At 54.1% G+C, this 24,002-nt stretch carries 16 protein-coding genes; 3 read left to right on the top strand and 13 right to left on the bottom strand.

Annotated elements, in window-relative coordinates; genetic code table 11:
* Nucleotides 1-560: 560 nt before the first annotated feature.
* The gene (locus COO92_RS03575) at nt 561-1,931 is read right to left on the bottom strand and encodes an ABC1 kinase family protein (protein WP_101299899.1); all 1,371 of its coding nucleotides are present in this window, start codon (nt 1,929-1,931) and stop codon (nt 561-563) included.
* A 1-nt stretch (nt 1,932) separates the two neighbouring features.
* Nucleotides 1,933-3,708, bottom strand: a complete 1,776-nt coding sequence (locus COO92_RS03570; protein WP_101299897.1) for a M3 family oligoendopeptidase — start codon at nt 3,706-3,708, stop codon at nt 1,933-1,935.
* Between the two features lie 446 nt (nt 3,709-4,154).
* On the opposite strand from COO92_RS03570, the gene COO92_RS03565 reads away from it, so the two are divergent.
* Both COO92_RS03565 and COO92_RS03560 read left to right on the top strand, forming a co-directional pair.
* Nucleotides 4,155-5,975 carry an AMP-dependent synthetase/ligase gene (locus COO92_RS03565; RefSeq protein WP_101299895.1) on the top strand — a complete coding sequence of 607 codons (1,821 nt, stop codon included), beginning with the start codon at nt 4,155-4,157 and terminating at the stop codon, nt 5,973-5,975.
* A gap of 8 nt (nt 5,976-5,983) precedes the next feature.
* Nucleotides 5,984-6,409, top strand: coding sequence for an AAA family ATPase (locus tag COO92_RS03560; RefSeq protein ID WP_101299893.1), 426 nt, complete (start codon nt 5,984-5,986; stop codon nt 6,407-6,409).
* Between the two features lie 9 nt (nt 6,410-6,418).
* Here the strand turns inward: COO92_RS03560 and COO92_RS03555 are convergent, their stop codons facing one another.
* Both COO92_RS03555 and clpB read right to left on the bottom strand, forming a co-directional pair.
* A complete protein-coding gene (locus COO92_RS03555) occupies nt 6,419-7,228 on the bottom strand; it encodes a DUF4197 domain-containing protein (RefSeq protein ID WP_240626303.1) in 810 nt (269 codons plus the stop codon).
* 141 nt (nt 7,229-7,369) lie between these two features.
* Nucleotides 7,370-9,961 (bottom strand): ATP-dependent chaperone ClpB, encoded by a 2,592-nt coding sequence (clpB, locus tag COO92_RS03550; protein ID WP_101299889.1) that lies wholly within the window; start codon nt 9,959-9,961, stop codon nt 7,370-7,372.
* A gap of 344 nt (nt 9,962-10,305) precedes the next feature.
* Here clpB and COO92_RS03545 point away from each other — a divergent pair, with 344 nt between their 5' ends.
* Complete coding sequence (locus COO92_RS03545; protein ID WP_101299887.1) at nt 10,306-11,070, top strand: MOSC domain-containing protein; 765 nt, start codon at nt 10,306-10,308, stop codon at nt 11,068-11,070.
* 107 nt (nt 11,071-11,177) lie between these two features.
* Here the strand turns inward: COO92_RS03545 and COO92_RS03540 are convergent, their stop codons facing one another.
* The 9 genes from COO92_RS03540 to ptsP all read right to left on the bottom strand — a co-directional run bounded on the left by COO92_RS03540 (nt 11,178) and on the right by ptsP (nt 23,999).
* Nucleotides 11,178-12,761, bottom strand: coding sequence for a type IV secretory system conjugative DNA transfer family protein (locus tag COO92_RS03540; protein ID WP_101299885.1), 1,584 nt, complete (start codon nt 12,759-12,761; stop codon nt 11,178-11,180).
* A gap of 281 nt (nt 12,762-13,042) precedes the next feature.
* On the bottom strand, nt 13,043-13,900 hold the full coding sequence (locus COO92_RS03535; protein ID WP_101299883.1) for a DUF4167 domain-containing protein: 858 nt from the start codon (nt 13,898-13,900) through the stop codon (nt 13,043-13,045).
* Between the two features lie 439 nt (nt 13,901-14,339).
* Nucleotides 14,340-15,257, bottom strand: a complete 918-nt coding sequence (gene prmC / locus COO92_RS03530; protein ID WP_240626302.1) for a peptide chain release factor N(5)-glutamine methyltransferase — start codon at nt 15,255-15,257, stop codon at nt 14,340-14,342.
* Nucleotide 15,258: 1 nt separating this feature from the next.
* On the bottom strand, nt 15,259-16,341 hold the full coding sequence (prfA, locus tag COO92_RS03525; RefSeq protein ID WP_022733089.1) for a peptide chain release factor 1: 1,083 nt from the start codon (nt 16,339-16,341) through the stop codon (nt 15,259-15,261).
* Entirely contained in the window at nt 16,338-17,693 is a 1,356-nt protein-coding gene (gene hemA, locus COO92_RS03520; RefSeq protein WP_240626301.1) for a glutamyl-tRNA reductase, read from the bottom strand. The genes prfA and hemA overlap by 4 nt, the downstream gene beginning before the upstream one ends.
* An 8-nt stretch (nt 17,694-17,701) precedes the next feature.
* Nucleotides 17,702-18,943: a histidine--tRNA ligase gene (gene hisS, locus COO92_RS03515; protein WP_101299882.1), complete on the bottom strand. Its 1,242-nt coding sequence runs from the start codon at nt 18,941-18,943 to the stop codon at nt 17,702-17,704.
* A 128-nt stretch (nt 18,944-19,071) separates the two neighbouring features.
* Nucleotides 19,072-20,196, bottom strand: coding sequence for a flavodoxin-dependent (E)-4-hydroxy-3-methylbut-2-enyl-diphosphate synthase (gene ispG, locus COO92_RS03510; RefSeq protein WP_101299880.1), 1,125 nt, complete (start codon nt 20,194-20,196; stop codon nt 19,072-19,074).
* Nucleotides 20,197-20,375: 179 nt separating this feature from the next.
* Complete coding sequence (locus COO92_RS03505) at nt 20,376-21,551, bottom strand: helix-turn-helix domain-containing protein (RefSeq protein ID WP_240626300.1); 1,176 nt, start codon at nt 21,549-21,551, stop codon at nt 20,376-20,378.
* Between the two features lie 165 nt (nt 21,552-21,716).
* Nucleotides 21,717-23,999: a phosphoenolpyruvate--protein phosphotransferase gene (gene ptsP, locus COO92_RS03500; RefSeq protein WP_101299878.1), complete on the bottom strand. Its 2,283-nt coding sequence runs from the start codon at nt 23,997-23,999 to the stop codon at nt 21,717-21,719.
* Nucleotides 24,000-24,002: the final 3 nt, after the last annotated feature.

The raw sequence follows: 24,002 nt of genomic DNA, 5'->3' as shown, positions 1-24,002 counted from the left end.
CTTTCCCACCACGCATTCCAAGGCGATAAAGCCTTGGCGACATGTCAGGTCCCACCCGTCATCGGTGCTCAGGACAAACAATCAATGACGCCCTGCCATGTCTGCGTTGAAAGCAAGATGCGATTTCCGACCGATAACCTCAATATCAAAAAACGACGAAAAAGCACTTTAACCGAAATTAAGTTTAATCATTTTCGCGCAATTAATGTGCGATTAACCGCACAGTTTATTTCCACTGTGGAACAGGTCTTTGAACCCATACTCACACAATAGATCCTTGATATTGGGCAGTTTCCCTCATTTTACCCCCACGCGGTAAGTGAACATTATCTTACAAAAGAACGCAGAAGTCTGCATCAATAAGCACGATAACAACTCTAACGGAACGCGCAATAAGGCAAAAGGTTCTTTAAAAAAAATGCCGCAGGCTTCAAACCCGGCGGCATTTTCAAATAATATTAAGTCGCTTTGGGGGAAACTTCCGGCAGTGATAGCGCGATTCCGGCACGGGTTTTCGACGAATCGCCACACGCCCACCACCAACCGTTTGCGCCTTTCACTTATGGGCGTTCCAGCCCAACCGACTGAAGTGCAGCATCCTGATTGGCCGCAAGCTTGGCCGGATCAAAATCCCCGACAAGATCATGGAACAGCTGATACCAGTTCACATGCGCATCAAGGCGCAAAAATACCGCACCAAGCCCCACAGCGGCCCGATCCACCAGAACAAACTCACGCGGCGGTTTTACCCCGCCAACGGCTTTAAGTTCCTTGTGAACTTTTGCCGCGACCTCCGCGCCATAGGCAACCGAGTTGGTTTCACCCATTTTGCGTTTGCGATCATCCAAAATCGGCCCATAGACAAAACTGGCCCAGATGTTGAGCACATCAATCAACTCACGCGACGGATTTTCAAAGCCCCAGCTTTCATAGGCCGAAACCGCCTTGTCCTCATCCCCGTCACGCAATGCTTCATAAAGGGTCAGCACCGCGTGCACGAAATCGGGTTTAAAAATGCGGATACACCCGAAATCAAGAAGGTTCACCGACCGATCTTCGCGCAGCGTATAATTGCCCAAATGCGGATCACCATGGATCACGCCATACCGATAAAACGGTACATACCATGCGCGAAACATATTAAGGGCCACCTGATTGCGCGCATCCTGATCGGCATCACTATCAAGGAAACTTTGGAATTTCTGCCCGGTTTGCCATGTCATGGTCAACAACCGGCTGGTGGTAAGTTCATCCACTGGTTCGGGCACATGCACCGCATCTTCATCGGCCAGCATATGGCGATACAGCCGCATGTGTTTTGCTTCGCGCTTGTAATCAAGCTCTTCGCGCAGGCGGGCGGAAAGTTCTTCCTGAATGTTTTGCGCATCAATCGCACTGTCGTAGCGCTTATAGATCGCAAAGGCGGCACGAAGCTGCTTGAGGTCGGCCTCCACGGTGGCGGACATATCAGGATATTGCAGCTTGCACGCAACCGCGCGCCCGTCGGGCAAGGTTGCCTTATGCACCTGACCAAGGGACGCGGCCGCCACCGCCTCGCGGCTAAAATCGGTAAAGCTTGATTGCCATCCTGCGCCCAATTCGCTGCGCATCCGGCGTTTGACAAACAGCCACCCCATGCTGGGGGCGTCGGCCTGAAGGGTTGCCAAGGCTTGGGTATATTCCTTGGGAAGCGCATCGGGGATGGTTGACAGGATTTGCGCAACCTTCATCAACGGGCCTTTAAGCCCGCCCAGTGCAGATGTCAGTTCGGCGGCGTATTTGGCATGATCAACGTCGCCGCCGAACACTTTCCCGGTGGCAAGGCGCGCGGCCAGCTTGCTGGCCGACGCCCCCACCCGTGCGTAACGACGAACCCGTCCGCCAAATCGATTTTCTTCATTTGGCGCGGTATAATCGTCGTCGTTACTCATATCAGGAAAGCTCCTCCAGCTCGTCGATCATGCGTTTGATCATGTTAAGCCCGCGCTGCCAGAAGGCCGGATCAGATGCATCCAGACCAAACGGTGCGAGAAGTTCTTTATGGCGCTTGGTGCCGCCGGCTTTCAGCATATCAAGGTATTTTTGCTGGAAACCGTCTTCGGCATTTTCATAAACGTCATAAAGCGAATTGACCAAACAATCGCCAAACGCATAGGCGTAAACGTAAAACGGTGAATGGATGAAGTGCGGAATATAGGACCAGTAATATTTGTACTCGTCCTCATAACGGATCGCATCACCCAGACTTTCATGCTGTACGGCAATCCAGATGTCGCAGATCTCATCGACCGTCAATTCACCTTCACGGCGTTTTTCATGGACGCGTTTTTCAAACTCAAAGAACGCAATCTGACGCACGACCGTGTTGAGCATATCCTCAACCTTACCCGCCAGCATGATGCGCTTCATCTTCGGATCGGTTTCTGCGCGCAACATCGACTGGAACGTCAGCATTTCACCAAACACCGACGCGGTTTCCGCCAGTGTGAGCGGCGTATCAGACAGGAAATACCCCTGCTCACCAGCCAGAACCTGATGCACGCCATGGCCCAATTCATGTGCCAGCGTCATCACATCACGCGTCTTCCCGTGATAGTTCAACAACAAATAAGGATGGGCGGACGGCACCGTCGGATGGGCAAAGGCCCCCGATGATTTCCCCGCACGCGGCGGCACATCAATCCATGGATTATCAAAGAATTTCTGACCAACCTCGGCCAGTTCCGGCGAAAATTCGCCGTATGCCTTAAGCACGGTCGAACGCGCCGTATCCCAGTCAATCTGACGATCATCATCATCGGGAAGCGGCGCATTACGGTCCCAATAATCAAGCTGATCGACACCAAACCATTTGGCTTTCAAACGGTAATACCGATGCGACAGGTCCGCATGGCTGTCTTTCACCGCGGTATTCAGCGCATCGACAACTTCGTCTTCGACCTGATTGGCCAGATTGCGCGATGACACCGGGGTGGCAAATTTACGCAGGCGGTCATCAATTTCCTTATCTTTGGCAAGGGTATTGGTGACATGCGCCAGAAGTTTGATGTTTTTGCCCAAAACGTCGCCAATGGATTTCGCCGCAGCTTTGCGTTCTTCAACCTTGGTCGATGACAGCATGTTGGCGACATCTGACATGGTCAGCTCTTCGCCGTTGATCGGGAACCGCAGTTCGGCCATGGTTTGATCAAACAGGCGCACCCATGCGGCCGATCCGGCAACACGGCGTTCATGCAAAACCTGCTCGACCTCATCAGAAAGCTGATGCGGGCGGAACGCACGGTTTTCATCCAAAAACGGACGGTACCGACGAAGTTCTTCGCTTTGGGCGTATTTGGCATCAAGCGATGCGTCATCGATGCGGTTGATCTCAAGCCCGAAGAACAAGGTCAGGCTCGAAATGCCGGTCATTTCTTCTTGAACCGACTGATAGAACTGACCAATTGCCGCATCCGAGCTATCCCCGGCATACAGCAGTTGTGCATATGACCCGATCTTGCCGCAAATTTCGCTGACGGCTTCATATTCGGCGATAGCTGCCATCAGCTCATCCCCGGTCAGATCATTCAATTTGCCCTGAAAGCTTTTCTGGAACGCTTGCGAGCGGGACTTGGCATCATCAAGATCGCGCCGGATGGCCGGGTCTTTCGGATCGTTATAGAGATCAGTCAGATCCCAGGTCGGCAAATTCTTGTTGATCGCGTTCATTTGTCCTCCAGACGGTCGGCGTTATGTATCTTGTGCGCTGCATCTTATGGGTTGAGCAGGCCGATGCGCAACGATCATATATGACGCGCATGCGGCCTGTGCCAGTCCCTATGCTCAGACCAGTCGTTATATCCGGCCTTGTCTTGTTGCTGAACATATAAGTCATGATGCGGGCTGCAACCAAGATCACACCTCCGATTGCCCAAATCGGTGTATTATTTCTGCACGCCAGATCACAAGATTGCGATTTCATGACAGGGATTGTCATTTTCCGGCTGCGAAACGACTTAATCCCTGATAACAAAAAGAAGATGGATTGCGCCTGTAGATTTCGCCGCTACATCGTGCGCATGCCACCATGATCTCTCTCACGCGGATCACGTATCAAATGACTTGAAATCCATCTGATGCGATAAATAGAAACGAAAACAAGGCAAGGAAACGTCATGACAAGCCTGCAGGATTATGCCAACTGGCAGAACTTGCCCTCGATGTTTTTCGAAAAAGCCCAGACATACGGCGACGCGCCGTTTCTGTGGACCAAGGATAGCGAAGCAGGGGAATTTGTCGCGACCTCATGGGCGGAGGCCGCCGATCAGGTGCGCGCACTGGCCCGGTCGCTCTATGACATTGGGGTGCGCAGTGGCGACCGTGTTTTGCTGGTGTCGGAAAACCGCACTGAATGGGGCATTGCCGACCTTGCCGTGATGTGTGTCGGGGCCATGACTGTTCCGGCCTATACCACCAATACCGAGCGCGACCATCTGCACGCGATCGAAGACAGTGGTGCGGCGATTGCCATCATTTCGACCAAAAAACTGGCCCAACCCTTCTTGCATGCCGCCCTTGATAGCGGGCGCTGCCGTCATGCGATCATGATGGAAGAATGGGGCCAAAGCTTTGTCGGCGATATCACCATCACCCGCTGGAGCGACGTCATCGCCAAGGGCCGTGGCCTTGCACATGATATTGACGAATGGGTTGCCAACATCAAACGCGATGAGCTGGCCTGCCTGATCTATACATCGGGTACCGGTGGCGCGCCCAAGGGCGTAATGCTGTCGCACGGGGCGATCATATCAAACTGTATGGGCGCGTTTGACATCATTGAAACGCTTGGCATCGGCGAAGAAGTATTTCTGTCATTCCTGCCGCTGTCACATTCCTATGAACATACTGCCGGGCTGTATTTCCCGATCAGCATCGGCGCACAGATTTACTACGCCGAAGGCATCGACAAGCTTGCCGCCAACCTGACCGAAGTCCGTCCGACCATCATGACGGCTGTGCCGCGTCTTTATGAGATGCTCTATCAACGCATGAGCCGCATGGTCGAAAAGGAAGGCGGCATCAAACAAAAACTGTTTGAACTGACCCTTCGCCTTGGTCGCAAAACCTACGAAGGTGAGCATCTTGGCCTGATTGAAAAGCTCCAGAACTTTGCCTGCGAGATTTTACTGCGCCGGAAACTGCGTCAGCGTTTTGGCGGCCGGATCAAGGCCATGGTATCGGGTGGCGGGCCGCTGAATTACGAACTGGGTGTTCTGTTTGTATCGTGCGGCATTCGTATTCTGCAAGGATACGGTCAGACGGAATTTGCCCCGGTCGTTTCGTGCAACCGTGCTGAAAACAACAAACTGCGCACGGTCGGCCCGCCCATGGTCGGGGCCGAAGTTCGCATTGCCGATGACGGTGAAATCCTTCTGCGCGGCGAAAGCATGATGAAGGGATACTGGAACCTGCCCGACGTGACCGCCACGACGATTATTGATGGATGGGTTCATACAGGCGACATTGGCAAGTTCGACGAACAGGGCAGCCTGATGATCACCGACCGGAAGAAAGACATCATCGTCAATTCCGGTGGCGACAACATTTCGCCCCAACGGATCGAAGGCCTGATGACCCTGGAAACCGAGATTTCCCAAGCCATGGTCTACGGCGATGACAAACCGTATCTGGTTGCGGTGATCTGGCCGGACGAAGATTTCATGCGCGAATTTGCCCGTGACAATTCGATCAACAATGACATTGACGAACTGTCGCAGAATGACACGTTCCGCAAAATCATCCGCTCCGCGATTGACCGGGTGAATACCCGCCTGTCGACGATTGAAAAGGTACGCAGCTTTATGTTCGCCGAGGCCGCCTTTGGCATCGACAACGAAATGCTCACACCATCAATGAAAATCCGCCGTCATAAAATCCGCGATGCCTATGGTCAGCAGCTTGACGGGCTGTATCAACGCAAACGCAAAGGGCAGTAACCGTCGCGATGGGCTCCCCCGATGACGGCAAACAACAAACCCTGACCCTGATCCGTGGCCTTCCCGGATCAGGGAAATCGACCATGGCCGCTGCCTTGGCCGCACAGACCGGTGCGAAGCACCTTGAAGCCGACCAATTTATGGTCGACCGGGCGGGGAAATACCGGTTCGATGCGCGAAAGTTGCGCGAAGCCCATCAGAACTGCGAAACCGCATGCGATGAGGGGCTCGGCACCGGCAACAGCGTCATTGTTGCCAATACCTTCACCCAGATATGGGAAATGCAGGCCTATCTTGACATGGCAGACCGCCATGGCGTTGCCCTGCAAGTCATTGAATGCCACGGCCATTTTAACAATATCCACGGCGTGCCGGTCGATAAGATCAAGGCGATGCAGGACCGCTGGGAAGCCCTGCCCGCCAAATATCGCTAGGGCTTGATCTTAATTCGCGGCGGAAAACACCTTTTTGAGCACATCTGTCGTCCAGCGCGCCGGGTCACTGCGAATATCGGCTTCCTGAAGCGCGATATAATGGAAAAGCCCCTCCATTGCCTTATCCGTCGCATGATCGGTCAGCGATGTTTTCAAATCGGGCACAAACGGCAATGTATCATATTGCCCGACCATCTGATCATACATCGAAAGTGCCCCGGTATCGGCCAGGGCATCGGTAATCACCGGACGCAGGCGGGCTTCGATATCGCTGCCCGAAACGCGACGGAGATAGCTTGTCGCCGCGTCATCCGGGCCGCTCAGAATGCCCTTGGCATCCTCAAGCGTCATCTGACTGACCGCATTGACCAAAATATCACCGGCCTCACTCATGGTATCTTCCGCTGCACGGTTCATGCGCAATTCGATTTCATCGGCATAGCTGCCAAGTCCGGCCTTATTCATCAATTGCTGTGCGGTTTTTACACTGTCAGGCAACGGAATATGCGCCACCGGATCGGCATTAAAGCCATCCTTTACACCAAGCTGGGCGGTAACCGCCTCCACCCCGGCATCAAGTGCCTGTTTTAGACCCTGCTCAACCGTGTCTGACGACAGGGCCGACACGGCCGAATTGCTTGCAGTTCCAGAAGACGTGCTACCACTGCCATTTTGCTCCATGACATCGCCCAGCGCGTCCTTTGCCTTGTCAAAAAACGACTGCGCCATCACCGGCGGCGCGATGCCGCCTGCCATGATCGCGATGGCAAATGTCACGGCACCCGCGCGCATTGCCGAATGGTTTTTCAAAAACTGCATTTCATATCCCGGTCTGTCATGTGTGTTTACTGTCATGTGTGTTTACTGGCGATTGCTACATGGTGGCCAATAATCATGGCCCGAAAAAGACAAAACCCCGATGCGATGATCGGGGTTTTGCATGTATGCGGTTAGGCCGTGTTATTCAACGACATCGACCTTTTTACCATTTAGCAAAAGATCGGAACCCTCGGCAGAAACCGGGACTTTATCACCATCCTTGATTCCACCTTCGAGGATCTGCATCGCCAACGGGTTTTGCAGATACCGCTGGATCACGCGTTTAAGTGGACGTGCACCATAAACCGGGTCATAGCCTTTTTCCGCCAGCCAATCCTTGGCTGCGTCATCCAAAGCCAGATCAATCTTGCGATCAAACAGAAGCTTTGCCAAACGGCCAAGCTGGATTTCGACAATTGTCCCCATCTGCGCACGTTGCAGACGATGGAACAAAATGACCTCGTCCAGACGGTTAAGGAATTCTGGCCGGAACGATGCCCGGACAATTTCCATCACCTGACTGCGAAGCTCGCCACTGTCATGACCTTCTTCCTGCTTGGCAAGAATTTCACCACCCAGGTTGGATGTCAGGATAATCAGCGTATTGCGGAAATCGACAACACGTCCCTGCCCGTCGGTCAGACGCCCTTCGTCAAGAACCTGCAACAGGACGTTAAACACATCAGGATGTGCTTTTTCGACCTCGTCAAACAGGATCACCTGATACGGACGGCGACGAACAGCCTCGGTCAACGACCCGCCTTCTTCGTAGCCGACATAGCCCGGAGGCGCACCGATCAACCGCGCAACGGCATGTTTTTCCATGAATTCGGACATATCAATCCGCACCATGGCCTGTTCATCATCAAACAGGAACTGCGCCAGTGCTTTGGTAAGCTCGGTTTTACCCACACCCGTCGGGCCAAGGAACAGGAACGATCCCATCGGACGGTTCGGGTCCTGAAGCCCCGCACGTGCGCGCCGCACCGCGTTGGAGATCGAGCGCACCGCTTCATCCTGACCGACAACCCTTTTGCGCAGGGTATCTTCCATTTCAAGAAGCTTTTCGCGTTCGCCTTCCAGCATCTTATCGACAGGAATTCCCGTCCAGCGTGACACGATGGATGCGATGTGCTTTTCAGTCACCGCCTCTTCCTTCATGCCATCGGCCTGATCGTCCTCGGCTTTTTCAAGAAGACGCTCAAGGGCGGGGATTTCTTCGTATTGAAGCTGCCCGGCACGGTCAAGCTTGCCATCGCGCATCGCACGTTCAAGTTCACCACGCGCGACATCAAGCTGTTCCTTGATATGGGTCGATGCCGCCATTTCGGTTTTCTGTGCTTCCCACTTCGCGGTCAGGGATGCCGAACTGCTTTCAAGGGCCGACAGCTCCTTATCAAGGCGACCAAGGCGATCTTTCGATGCCGCATCGTCTTCTTTCTTAAGCGCCTCACGTTCGATTTTAAGCTGGATGATTCGACGATCAAGTTCATCGATTTCTTCTGGCTTGGAATCAAGTTCCATGCGCAACCGCGATGAGGCTTCATCCATCAAATCAATCGCCTTATCGGGCAAAAACCGATCGGTGATGTAACGGTTCGAAAGCGTTGCCGCCGCAACAAGTGCTGCATCGGCAATGCGAACCCCGTGATGAAGTTCGTATTTATCCTTGATCCCGCGCAGGATCGATACCGTGTCAGACACCGTTGGCTCAGACACAAACACCGGCTGGAACCGCCGGGCAAGGGCCGCATCCTTTTCGATGTGCTTGCGATATTCATCGAGTGTCGTCGCACCGATGCAATGAAGCTCGCCACGTGCCAACGCCGGTTTCAAAAGGTTGGAGGCATCCATCGATCCTTCGGCCTTGCCCGCCCCGACAAGCGTATGCAGCTCATCAATAAACAGGATGACTTCACCGGCCTCCGATTCAATTTCGCTTAGAACCGCTTTCAGACGTTCTTCAAATTCGCCGCGGAATTTCGCCCCGGCAATCAATGCGCCAAGGTCCAAAGACAGAAGCTTCTTGTCCTTAAGCGTTTCAGGGATATCCCCCTTCACAATGCGCAAGGCCAGGCCTTCGGCAATCGCGGTTTTACCCACACCGGGTTCGCCGATCATCACCGGGTTGTTTTTGGTCCGCCGTGACAGGACCTGAATGGCACGACGGATTTCCTCGTCCCGGCCAATCACCGGGTCAAGTTTGCCGTCGCGCGCGGCCTCGGTCAGGTCGCGGGCGTATTTTTTCAACGCGTCATACTGGCTTTCGGCACCTGAACTGTCGGCCGTGCGGCCTTTGCGGATGTCATTGATCGCACCATTAAGCGACTGCGCGGTCACACTGGCATCGGCCAGAACCTTGCCCGCCGTTGATTTCGGATCAAGGGCAATGGTCAACAGCAACCGTTCCGCCGTGACATAGCTGTCACCGGCTTTTTTGGCGACCTCCTGTGCCTGATCCATCAGGCGGGCAAATTCCGATGACAGATAAATCTGACCATTCCCGCCGGAAACCTTCGGCAGTTTGGCAAGCTCCTGCGCACAGCGTTGCTGTGCCAGTTTGGGGTTGCCCCCCGATGCCTTGATCAGATTGGCTGCCAGACCTTCTTCGTCGTCCAGCAGCACCTTAAGAAGATGGATGGGTACAAATTGTTGATGGTTTTCCCGCAACGCCAGCGATTGCGCAGACTGAAGGAAACCTTTGGACCGATCCGTAAAGTTTTCAAATTCCATTCCTGTCACTCCTTGAGCCAACAGTGTTTATGAGATGTGGACCTTCTTGGAAGCATCCACGGCGTAAGCGATGAAGAAATTATAGATTTTTTCATCGCCGACTACTTTGATATGTCTCAGTTTAACCCGTTTGCAAGCAGATACCCCTACAAAAGTTGCAAGAATTAATTGTGCACCGCAACACGATTTTCTGTCATTGTTACAGTCTGCGTGAAAACGACCTGAATTTACTGCGAAAGCAGGGGTTGCCCAGCGCAAAACAACACATTAACGTCACGATAAATCTATGCTGGCTCGCCCAAATTTAAACGGCATGGACAATGCGCCATACAGGAAACAAGACAATGACCGTCGAGCTCAAAGCCATCCGACGTTACCCCGTCAAGGGGATGCGCGGGATTGATATGCCCAAAGCCACCATCACCGCCCATAAAATGATACCCGATGATCGGCGTTTTGTGATTGCCACCCAGTCGTCAACCGGGCAGGACGGCGTGCATGAGTGGGCGCGCAAAAGCAATTTCCTGCAATTGGTCAACACCCCGAAACTGGCCGAGCTCGGCACCGAGTATGACGACGCCACATCAACCCTGACGGTGATGCGCAATGGCCGGGCAATCTGCAAAGGCAAACTTGATGACGCCATGGGCCGTACTGTCATCGAGGATTTCCTCAAGGCATTCCTGAAAAACGATATCGCCGGCACACCGAAAATCTATTCTGTTCCGGACACGCAGTTTGGCGACATGAAGGAACCCTATATTTCGATCCTCAATCTGGCCTCGATCCGTGATTTCGGCGAACGCATTGTTCAGGCCGAAATCGATCCGATGCGTTTTCGCGGCAATCTGCTGATTGACGGGCTGGCGCCGTGGAAAGAACTGGAATGGGAAGAAGACCAGATCATCAAGATCAACGATGGCACCTTCCGGGTTGTTCACCCCATTACGCGCTGCAAAGCCACCAGCATCAATCCCGATACCGCGGTCTCGGACATCAATGTGCCGTTGATGCTGCGCAAAGGGGTCAATCACCTTTATATGGGCATGTATATTGAACCCGTCAGCGATGCGGTCATCGCACCGGGCGACACCGTAACCATCGCCTGATCTTATCGAACACAATAGCCGCCGGTTAAAACGCCTGATCTTTTGCTGCGATGAAACGCAGTTCGGGGTCAGGCGTTTTCTTTGATGGCAAGACCTCGGGTTGGCGCCTAATTAAAGGTCGGCGCGTGAACAGCAATCCCGGTAAACAGTTCATCATGATACCAGTCAATCCGGTGCGCCTTGATCGGTGGCACGCCCTTGCGGAACAAAATTTGTTCCTCTTTGGGGAACCGTGCGACTTCTGCTGACCGCAAGATTGGCTGAGCATCCTGTCCCTTTAAATGAACAGGACGGTCTGTCGAACTGCCACCCCCCGTATCATCAAATTTTGACATCGCCGTCAGGCCAGCCACCCAATCAAGGTTGAATGCCCCATCCTGACTAAGTACTGAAATGGCATCCACCCGGCCCACAACGTTTTCCCAGTTCAGGCACACATCCATCAAGGCACTGACGCCGCTAAAGCCCGGCCAGACGATCATGCCTTCGCCGTACCCACCACCCAGCAAGCGTTCAAAAAGTGGCATGCGCCCAACACTTTCGATCCCGTCCATCAGCACAAGAAACTCGGGATCACCGCTTTTCCAATTGCGTTGATTGAGCATATTCATCATCCCGGCCAGCATAACGCGGCTAAAGGATGGCTGAACATCGGGCGTATCCCCGCCCACCTGACCAATGACAAAAATCGAAACCGCACTGCTGGCAATGTCGTCAATGTCAAAGCTGCTTTTGCTTAGAACGCGCGAAATTTGCGGATTATCAAATTCTGCGGTCGACGCACGACAGGCTTCGATGATCTTCATGCGCTGATCTTCGGTCATATCAAGGATATTAAGCGCAACGTCTGAAATCCGGCCGTCAGCCGATTCAATGTTCATCAATTCTTCAAGGATCTTGTAAAACCGGTGCGACGGCATGATCAGGTTGCGGCGCACCTCGCCAAGATTGCGGTTTTCTTTCGGGCTTGTCCGGATCGTATGAACAATAAATCCCTGCAACAGCGAACGCGCAATGCGCACTTCCTGCTCGTCAAGTTCCTTAACAAACATCGGGGCCAGCAACGTATCGGCGATCAAACCGGTATCGGTGATCATGCCCTCGCCCTGCTGGCGGATGAAATCAAACGGATTAAACTGATCTGACTCAAAGCCGCTCTGACCATGCGGATCAATGACAATCAGGTTTTGACCAAGCTTCTTGCGCCGATCATGAATGGCGCGAAAAATGCTGCCATGGCGTTCATAAACAAATAGATTTCCGGTGTGAAGCAACGCATTCGGTTCTGCCGATGCGCGGTAATATTCTTCGGGCGATGTCGAAAATGTCAAAACACGTTTAAGCCCGGATGCCCCGATAAGGCTTTTGTCCTCGCCCCAACGGCCAAGAACCATTGATGGATTGCTTTCAAGCATTTTGCGTGCGTTTAAATCTTCACGCTTTGCCCACTGGCCTTCGGCCTTTGTTTTGGCGGCCTGTGCCGGTGACATGGATTTCTTGTTCTTGCTTGGGGATGATCCCTTCATGCGGTTCAAGGCAATCACCACAACAGGGAGGAACATTGGAATGATGAAGCAGACCGCACCAAGAAGTGCTAACTCGTAGTCGCCGTTAAACAACCCAAGAGCAACAACCATTGCGCCAAGCGCCCAAAGCAGCACCATGACGACGCGAAATAAGCCAGTCCCCATCAAAGACTCCCAAGTAGTGGCAATCTGCACCACGCCAACCCATCGCCGCATTGCGGTCATCTCGTCACTTATTATGTGTGACGTTGGTTAAACTGATACCAATAATAATCAACGGTTGCACGGTTTATTCGGCTTTATAATCCAAAGTTTTACACTGCATTTTATCCGCAACCATAGCCACAAGGTGCCGCGAAAAGCGCGCATCGCACACAGCAAAACACCCCCGCAGATCTATTTCTGCGGGGGTGTTTTTACGTAAAAGATATCAGGTGTTATTCGTATCAGGCCGAAACGGGTTCGGAACCATCATCAGATACGGTTTCACCACCTTCGCCGTCTTCATCACGACCAGCAGCCCGGCTGCGCCCGCGACGTGCCGTCGGATGACGCCCACGTGTACGGGTCGTGCTGCTTGATGCGCGACGCGGTTTCTTTTCTTCACCGTCCGAACCGGCATCCAGCCCTGAATCCTGAGCCGTGCTTTCACCATCAGATGAAGAAGCAACTGGCGCCGGGGTTTCAGCCGAAGAACCGGCATTGGCATTGAGACGATCAGAGCTCACGGCACCATCGGAATTTTCAGGTCTGCGGCTGCGGCTGCTACGACTGTCCGTACGGCGTGCACGTGGTGCACGTTTCGGTTTGTCTTCTACGCCATCAGCCGATGCAGGTGCTGTATTTTCCTGGCTGGCGTTTTCACTGTTTGCGGACGCGTTTGACGGAGTGTCAGACGTTGCCGCATTTTCAGTGTTTTCGCCCTGATCATCACTTTGATTGGACTGGTTTTCGCCGCGACCATCACGGTTAACGTGCTGGTTACGTGGGCGATTGTTATTATTATTGCTGTTGTTATTGTTGTTACTATTATCGCTGCCGCGTTCGTCGCGACGCTGATTTTCCCACTCCTGCGCAGCTTGCAGGATGCGATGGTAATGTTCAGCATGCTGGTAATAGTTTTCAGCCAAAACCGGATCGTCGGTGCAATCCTTGGCCAGAGAAACGTATTTCTCTTGAACCTGTTGGGCATTGCCACGAACGCGTCCATCTGGACCGTTGCTGTCAAAAGTTTGAAATTTAGGATTTACTGGACGTTTATTAGGCTGTTGCCGTCCGCGCGGACGTTTATTGTTATTTCTCATATCAACATGACTTTGGTGTTGAAGGACAATCCGGTGACATCATCGGCCCCGGAACCACTCCGTCTGAAAAACATATTTCCCGCTAAACAGCACCGATCAAACGGTCTCAAGACAAATCAACCAAGAACCTAATCAGGAACGGAGATTACTAACTGTTTACTGGGGAACACGGCGCTTTCATAAGCGCGTCGGGCACCCGGCCCGTTCAAACCAACCTATATGGCTTGTTCGGTTATTCCAACTGTTTTTTTCAGTGCCAAACGCTTTTTTTCACATAGGACATATGCAAAAGCGAGAGCGTGTCGCATTTAATGCCGGAAGGCAGCCTTCTGCCCGGCAAGGAAAGGGCTGCAGAGCGTAGCGGGGTACGGTCAAGGGCCTTGACGCTGTAGGGTGGAGGACTGCCTCCGGCAAAATCGCAGACTAAATGCGGCACGCTCTACATCACGCAGCGCCCTACCGAACAACGGGTTTTCTTTGCCGCGACGCAACGGACAATTCCGCCCAGATCTTCGCGGTGTTCCACACCGACAAATCCCGCCTCGACAAGCATGCGGCCAACATCATTTTCCTGACCGCGCCCGATTTCAAAGATGACAAATCCCGCCGGCTTGGTCAGATCAAACGCCACCTGTGCCAATATGCGATAGGCCGCCAATCCGTCGCCTTCGTCGGTTAAGGCACGACGCGGATCAAACTTCTGCACTTCCGGGCTAAGCATATCCATCTCGTCACGCGTGATATAGGGCGGGTTTGACATCACAAGATCAAACCCCTCGGCCCGTTCCCCATCGCTAAGTGCGCGCGCCCAGTCCGACACCCGAAATTCGGCCTGCTCGGTCATATCAAGTGCGCGGGCATTTTCACGCGCACAGTCAACCGCCCCTTCACTGATATCAAGACCAATACCCGTTGCGCCGGGCAAATCGCCAAGGGCCGATAACAACAGACATCCGGTACCGGTCCCCAAATCAAGAATGCGCGGCGCATCCGCATCCTCAAGAAAATCAATCGCCCACTCAACAAGCGTTTCACTATCGGGACGTGGTTCAAGCGTATCAGGGGCGAGTTTGAAGGTATGGCGCCAAAAGTCGCGCTCGCCCAAAATCCGCCCAACCGGTTCATGTCGGGCGCGGCGCGCAATCATATCGCGAAATGCCGTGGCCTTTTCGGGCGCAACGTCATCTTCGGGCCATGCTGAGATCCGGCCACCATCCACACCAGCCGCACGTGCCAGCAAAATACGCGCATCCATACGCGCATTTTCGATCCCGGCGGCGTTCAACGCCGAAACCCCATCAGCCATTAAGGCACCAAGGGTCGATCCATCATGCTGCGAAGTACTGGCCACCATCATCTCAACTTTCGATTTCAGCCAGTTTCTGTGCCTGTTCTTCGGAAATCAGCGCATCAATCATTTCATCAACTGACGGGCCACCCGCAATGAAATCATCCAGACGATAAAGGGTCAGGTTAATACGATGATCCGACACGCGTCCTTGCGGGAAGTTATATGTCCGGATGCGCTCGGACCGATCCCCCGACCCGACTTGCGATTTACGGTCGGCGGCACGTGCGGTGTCCTTGCTTTCGCGTTCCTGATCATACAGGCGCGACAGCAGCATCTTCATCGCTTTTTCTTTGTTCTTATGCTGGGATTTTGCTTCCTGACTGGCCGCAACCACCCCGGACGGAATATGGGTAATCCGCACCGCACTATCGGTCGTGTTAACATGCTGGCCACCCGCCCCTTGCGAGCGATAGGTATCAATCCGCAGGTCTTTTGGATCAATGCGGATATCAACTTCTTCGGCCTCGGGCAGAACCGCCACTGTTGCCGCAGACGTATGAATACGCCCACCGCCCTCGGTCACGGGCACACGCTGTACGCGGTGAACACCACTTTCAAACTTCATGCGGGCAAATACGTCCGTGCCCGACACATTGACAATGACTTCCTTAAACCCGCCAAGATCGTTTTCGCTGGCGTCCATTTGTTCGAACTTCCAGCCACGCCCTTCGGCATAACGCTGATACATCCGATACAGATCGGCGGCAAACAGCGCAGCTTCCTCGCCGCCCGTACCCGCACGAATTTCAAGGATGGCGTTTTTACTATCCGCACTGTCCTTGGGGATCAGCATCAGCTTAACGGCGTGTTCGGCCTCAGGCAGCTTGTCCTGAATTTCGTATTTTTCCGCCTCGGCCATTTCGCGCATATCGCGATCGCCATCCGGGTCAGCCAGAATTTCCTTGGCATCATCCAGATCGCTCAGAAGCTTTGTATAGACCCCAATCGCCTCGACAATCGGCGACAGTTCCGCATGTTCACGCGACAGTTTGACAAAGTTATCACCATCAAGCTCACCGCTCGACAGTAGGGAATTGAGCTCGTCGAACCGGCGTACGACGCCATCAAGCTTACCAAGGTCCAAACTCACTCTTTATTCTCCTGTTCGGGGTCGGTTGGGGTGTTTTTATCGCCAACCGGTTTGTCATCAAGTTCAAATAAGCGCGCCAACAGTTTCTGGGCCTTCACCCATTCGACAGTGCCTGCACCATCCGTTGTCGTCGCCAGATCTTTTAGGGCCTGGGTCGGCGTATGCAACAATCGATTGATCAAAAGCCGCGTTGCCTTTTCCGCATCCCCCTGGCTTTCGTTTAAAACATCAGAACGCACCGTTTCAAATCGTTTGCGCAAATCTGCAATTGCCGGAACGGCGGCCCGCTGTGCACGGTCGCGCACAAACCTGTCAAGTTCCGCCTCAATCAGGGCCCAGGCTTCTTCGGCCTTTTGTTCACGTCCACCGCGCCCTTCGGCGGCGATATTTTCAAGGTCTTCGATCCGATACAGGAAAACCTCGTCAATCTCATCGACCTGCGGGTCGATATCACCGGGCACAGCGGTATCAATCATCAAGACCGGGCGATACCGGCGGCGTTTGACCGCTGCCAACGCACGATCCCGATCAATCATGTAACGCCGCGATCCGCCCGCAGTCAGAATAAGGTCGGCCTCTGCCATCAGACGATCAAGGTCATCCATTTCCGACCAATGGCAATCAAGGCGTCGTGCGACAAGACGGGCGCGTGCGGCCAAACGGTCCGTCACCAGAATGCGACCAATGCCCCGTTCGGCAAGCGATGCGGCAATCAATTCACCCATATCACCGGCCCCTGCCAGCAACAGGGTGCAGTTTTTAAGATCACCATGTAAATCGCGCGCCACCGACTGGGCCGCCGCCGCAATTGAAACGGCTCCCTGCCCGATGCCGGTCTGGTTGCGAACCTTTTTGGCAATGGCATAGGCCGCCTGATAGACCAGTTCAAGCTCACGCCCGACAAGCTCATGCTTGCGCGCAATCCGGTGCGCATCCTTGACCTGACCGAAAACTTCCGGCTCGCCAATCACCAGACTGTCAAGGGATGCCGCCACCGCAAACATATGGCGCAGCGCATCGCGGCCCGAACGAATATAAAGCTCGGCGGCCAGTTGATCCCGATCGACATCCGCCCAAAGCGACATCAAATCAATCAACCGTTCGCGACCACGTTCGGCCTCGGACGCCAACAGATGGATTTCGGTGCGGTTGCAGGTCGAAACCACAACCCCCTGCCCCAAACGGGCTTGCGCAATCGCGGCAAGAAACTGTGGCAGGCGGGCTTCGTCAATAAACAGACGGTCCCGGGTATCTTCGCTGGACCGCCGATGATTGGTGCCGATCACCAACAGGCGATCTAGCGGCCAATCCCCGGCATCTTCATGCGAAATCCCGTCTGCCCCGTCTGTCACGCCTTAACTCATCCTTTGCTGATCACGCCAGCCAGTTGATCAAGGGCCACTTCGCGCTGTTCGCTGCTATCAAGATCGCGCAACTGGGCAACACCGTTTGCCAGTTCGTCATCACCAAGGATCACCGCCATACGGGCATTGGCCTTGTCTGCCCGTTTCAGGCGTTTTTTCATATTGCCGGAATAGCCAAGCTCAACCGCAATACCGGCTTCGCGCAGCGTCTGGGCCAGCGCACGACATTTGGCTTCGGCAGCATCCCCCATCGGAATAAGCGCAATCGGGCGCGGACCTGCCGGGGCTTGCCCAACCATAAGGGCAAGTCGTTCAACACCTGCCGCCCAGCCAACACCGGCGGTCTGCGGGCCACCCATGGTCGAAATCAGCCCGTCATACCGGCCACCGGCCATGACGGTTCCTTGCGCACCAAGTGTGTTGGTGGTGAATTCAAAACAGGTGTGGCAATAATAATCAAGGCCACGCACCAGACGCGGGTTCAGTTCATAATTGATCCCGATATCGCCAAGCCCTTCGGTCAGCCCCTTGAAGAATTCCTTGCTGTGTTCGTTAAGGTACTCGGCAAACAGCGGTGCATTGGCCACCAGTTCGCGGTCCCCGTCATCCTTGGAATCAAGAATACGCAGCGGGTTCTTTTCAAGACGATTGCGGCTGTCTTCCGACAGCTTGTCAAAATGACCCTTGAAATAATCAACCAGAACGTCGCGATATGCCGCACGGCTTTCCGGATCGCCAAGGGTATTCAGCTCCAGCGTGATGCTGTCCCAAAGACCAAGGGTTTTTAGGATATGCGCGCCGTACCCGATCATCTCGATATCGCCGGCAACCTGTTCAACACCCAGCAGTTCGGCACCGATCTGGTGGAACTGGCGCTGACGACCTTTTTGCGGACGCTCATAACGGAACATCGGGCCATAGTAACTGACCTTGACCGGGGACATCTGCTGCATGCCATTGGACATATAGGCACGCGCAATACCGGCTGTTCCTTCGGGACGCAGGGTGATCTGCTCACCACCGCGATCTTCAAAGGTGTACATTTCCTTGGTCACGACATCGGATGTATCGCCAAGGGTGCGGGCAAACACGTCGGTAAATTCAAAGATCGGCGTGGTCATGCGCTGATAACCATACAACTCGCCAATGTCGCGTGCGGTATTCGCGATATGATCCTGCAGACGGTTCTGTTCAGGCAGAAGGTCATGCGTACCACGGACGGGTTGAAGCGATGCCACTTTGGGTCTCCGATCTTTCTTTAAATCCAGCAATTTGCCCACAAGGCAATTGTGTGCAAATTCATGCGAACATGAAAATAGCTTTCCGCCGGTGTGGCGGAAAGCCAAAACTGATCAATACAACTTTGCTATTCCGCCGCAGCCAGCTTGGCGGCCTCTTCGGCTTCGATTTTTGCCGCACGTTCTTCGACCAGATCGACGATATGATCGACCATCTTTTCCGTGCTGACATTATGATCCGGGCGCCCGGAAATATACATCTTGTGATTGCCACCACCGCCACCGGTCAAACCGATATCGGTTTCACGCGCTTCGCCCGGCCCATTGACAATACAGCCAATGATCGACAGCGAAATCGGGGTTGAGATATGGGCAAGACGTTCTTCAAGGGCGGCCACGGTTTCAACCACGTTAAAGCCCTGACGCGCACAAGACGGGCAAGAAATAATCTGAACACCACGGGTGCGAAGCCCCAGCGATTTCAGGATGTCGTACCCGACATGGATTTCCTCAACCGGGTCGGCCGACAATGACACGCGCAGCGTATCGCCAATACCGGCCCACAGAAGGTTGCCCATCCCGATGGCTGATTTCACCGTCCCACCGCGCAGGCCACCGGCCTCGGTAATGCCAAGATGCAGCGGATAATCACATGCTTCCGCCAGCCCGTAATAGGCCGCCACTGCCAGAAAAACGTCGGACGCCTTGACCGAGATTTTAAATTCGCGGAAATCAAGGTCTTCAAGGATTTTGGCGTGGTTCAGCGCACTTTCAACCATCGCCTCGGGGCAAGGTTCGCCGTAACGCTCCAACAGTTCTTTTTCAAGCGACCCGGCATTTACCCCGATCCGCATTGAACAGCCATGATCTTTGGCGGCCTTCACAACTTCGCGCACACGTTCGGTCGATCCGATATTGCCCGGATTGATCCGCAGGCACGCCGCACCGGATTCGGCGGCTTCAATCGCGCGTTTGTAATGGAAATGGATGTCGGCCACGATCGGGACATTGACCTGTTTGACAATCTCCTTAAGCGCGAACGAGGATTCCTGATCCGGGCAGGACACACGCACGATGTCTGCACCGGCTTCTTCCAGACGATGGATCTGCGCAACTGTCGCGTTCACATCGGTGGTCAGGGTGTTTGTCATCGACTGCACCGTGATCGGTGCGTCGCCGCCAACTTCCACATTCCCGACAAGGATTTTGCGGCTTTTGCGGCGTTCAATATCGCGATATGGGCGGACGCTCATTTCCGGTTCCAAAATGTTCAAGGTGTCTTGGGGTGTATATAGCTTATCAAACGCCGATTAGAAACCGTTGGCTGACGGATTTTCTCACCGATTTTGCATGGCAGGCACGAAAAAGGCGACCCAACAGGGCCGCCTTTGGCATTTAATCTGTCACATACGCCGTTTCACAGGCCCTGTGCTTACTGAACAGTCGATGTTTCAGCTTCGGTCAAATCATCGACATTTAACGAAAAGTCCGAAATAACCGCGCCGTATTCACCAACCGGAAGGGCTTCGTTCCCGTCGATGCTATAGGTCAGGGCACCGGCATTACCGACTTCAAGCTTAAGCCCGTCACGATTCGGCACGCGGTACGTATCGCCCGCCGTCAACATCCGGGTCAGCAAGACATTGCCATCAGCTTCGCGAATGCGAACCCAACTGGTTTCCGTCGCTGAAATCGTCACACGGCTGTCAACATTGACCGATCCAAACACACGCGCACCCCCCGCATCGTCAACGTCAGGTACCTCCGGTACAGACGCAACTTCTGCGGCTGGCGCAGCCGGTGTCGTATCAGGTGTCGTTTCAGGTGCTTGAGCCACCGGTGCTTGCGGCTCCGCAGCAGGTTCTGCTTGCGCCGTTTCGCTTACGGGCTGTTCTGCAACGTCTGCCGCCGTATTTTCGGCTTCTTCAACCGGGGCAGTAGCCGTTTCTGGTGCGGTTTCGACAACGGCAACATCATTTGACCCTGCACCCTCACCTTCCGGCGTGGTGGCTGAACTTGCAACGGGTGCTTCCACCCCGTCAGGTTCGTTTGCAGTGTCGGTAGTATCCGTCGATGAAACCGGCGCTTCGGCTGCCTGTGCCTCAGCCGCGTTTTCAAGTGTCCGCGGCTCAGGTTCTTCCGGTGCAGACGTCGTATAGCTTGCCAGTCGTTCAGGCAGTGGATCGACCAGATCGGCAATGGTTTTGCCCTGGCTTGAAAGATAGTACCACCCGCCGTAAGCCCCAAGTCCAAGCATCGCGGCAATCAAAAGGACTGCCCCACCTGGAACCCGGCTTTCTTGAACCGGTTTTGGGAACGTCAATTGCGTTCGTGCTGCCGGCGCGTTGTTTTCCTCACGGAAACGACGCGCAATCTCAGCCCCGTCGAGGCCAAGATGCTCGGCATATGCTTTAACGAAGCCAAGACCATAGGGACCATTCGGCAAAAGCGAATACTCCCCATTCTCGATGGCTTCGACATAAATTTTACGAATACGAAGAAGCTGACAAACGTCTTCAACGGTTTGCCCCAACCCGATACGGGTCTGTTTCAAGAGTTGTCCGACATCGGCGTGACCGCCGAGCTGGTTGTTCTCTGCTTCCATCATAATATCATTCGAGGGATTATCCCCGGACAACGGCCTGAAGCGCAGGCGCCCGCGGGCATCCTCATTCAAATGATCTTCCTTTCGCTTTTTGATCGCCAACTCCGCACCCCCACGTTACGATCTAGCAATAAAAATATCAGAAATCCCCACCAAAAGCGATTGTTTTTAAAGTTTTACACCGTGATCTATTGCGAAAGCCTTAAGACGAGATCGCAATGATCTGGTGGAATTATTCATTATCGTCAGAACATAACGTTCAACTTCATACTTGCACATACTTCTAACCATTTCCTTTACAGGACCGATAGACGCAGGTGCCATAGATAAACGCTTTATTCCCAAGCCGATAAGGGCCATTGCCTCTAACGGTCGTCCGGCCATTTCGCCGCAAATGGTTAACCGGACATCTTTCTCGTCACACAACGTTACCAACTGGCGCATAAATGCGAAAACGCTGGGTGATAATGTATCATATCGTCCTTCAATCCGCGGATTACCACGATCTGCGGCAAACATAAACTGCAACAGATCGTTGGTCCCCACCGACAGGAAGTCAACACGCTTAAGCAAGGCTGGTGCCTGCCAGATAAGGGCTGGCACCTCAAGCATCGCGCCAACTTCAACCTTGCGCGGCACAAAACCACGTTCGGCTTCACGCCGTAACTGATCATCAAGCAGGGCTTTCGCCTGATCAAACTCGGCAACTTCGGCGATCATCGGGAACATGATGTAAAGATCACGATCATGCCCCGCACGGATCAAGGCGCGCAGCTGATGCACCAGCACGGCAGGCCGATCCAGCGTAATGCGGATTGAACGCCACCCCATTGCCGGGTTCTCTTCAGTCATATCTTCCCAATAGGGCAACAATTTGTCACCGCCGACATCCAGCGTCCGAAATACGATTGGGCGGCCTTCGGCCTGCTCGAAAATACGGTTATATAATTTTGTCTGATCGGTGATGTCGGGCATGGCAGATCGCACCATGAACGGGATTTCCGTTCGGTACAGACCAATCCCATCCGCGCCGCTTTCAATGACATGGGGCACATCAATCAAAAGCCCCGCATTGATATTAAGCGAAACATCCACCCCATCGGTCGTACACGACGGCATGTCGCGCATCTGCGCATAAAGAGCCTTGCGCTGTGCACGCGCCTTAAGCGCCCCGTCAATGACCGCACGGACATCTTCGCTGGGGCGCACGAACAACTGGGCATTGTCTGCATCCACAATCAGTGGATCGCCGCCTTCGACCTTGTCAAGAACGCCCTTTACCCCGCCAAGAACCGGGATATCAAGGGCACGGGCCACAATCGCCACATGCGATGTATGCGACCCTTCCTCAAGCGCCAACCCCCGCAAACGGGTGTGATCGTAATCCAAAAGCTCCGCCGGGCCGATGTTGCGCGCCACCAGAATAATTTCATCGGGCAGATCACCAAATGCCGGCGACTGATACTGGCCCGACAAATGCTGCAACAACCGGTTGGCAAGGTCTTCAAGGTCGTGCAGGCGTTCGCGTAAATACGGATCGGTCACCTGCGCCATGCGTGCGCGGGTATCATCATGGACCTTCTGCACGGCCGCTTCGGCCGTCAACCCGGTATGGACCGCCTCGGTAATCCGGTTCAGCCACCCGGTATCCTGGGCAATCATTCGATAGGCCTCAAGGATATCGCCCGGATCGTCGGCCTCATCAAGGCCGTCAATATCGGAAACCGCCTCAAGCATCTTATCAAGATGGTTCTGCAAGGCCCGCATGGCTTCACGCAGCCGCGTCAGTTCTTCTTCGGGGTCATCGGACACCATCCGGTCAATGACAATCCGCGGCTCATGCAGAACGGCAATCCCCTTGCCAATCCCCGGCGCAAGCCGCGCTCCGCCAAGACGCAGCGGCAAAAGTGCAATGCCATCGGTCGGAATAAGTTCTTCGCGGCTGACCAACTCACCACCGGCGACCATTTCGGCCAGCACCATGGCAACGTTTTCAAGCGCTTCCTGCTCGTCCTCGGAATACAGGCGTTCGGTGCGGTTCTGCACGGCCAAAACGCCAATGATACGGCCCCCGCGCAGGACCGGCACACCGATCATGGAATGATAGATTTCCTCGCCGGTTTCCGGGCGATAGGCAAAGTTCGGATGACTTTGCGCGTCCTTAAGGTTCAAGGGCCGCGCGTGGGCGGCAACAAACCCGACAATGCCTTCCCCCACCCGAAGGCGCGTCATGTGGATTGCCTCTTTGGACAAACCACATGTCGCAAACAGCTCAAGCACCTCGCCCGCACGCATCACATAGACCGAACACACCTCTGCCACCATATCAGCAGCAATAATGGTCACGATCTGTCCAAGGCGTTCCTCCGCAGTCCCCGGTCCAGCCATAACGTCGCGGACGCGCTTTAAAAGGCGTCGCGGGCCAGAAACTGCGGCGGACGGAATGCTCATCTG

This window comes from Thalassospira lohafexi (assembly GCF_002844275.1).
In the GTDB taxonomy this organism is placed as follows: Bacteria; Pseudomonadota; Alphaproteobacteria; order Rhodospirillales; family Thalassospiraceae; genus Thalassospira; species Thalassospira lohafexi.
The sequence above is the reverse complement of the archived record's forward strand: the minus strand, read 5'-3'. Positions and strand labels throughout refer to the sequence as shown.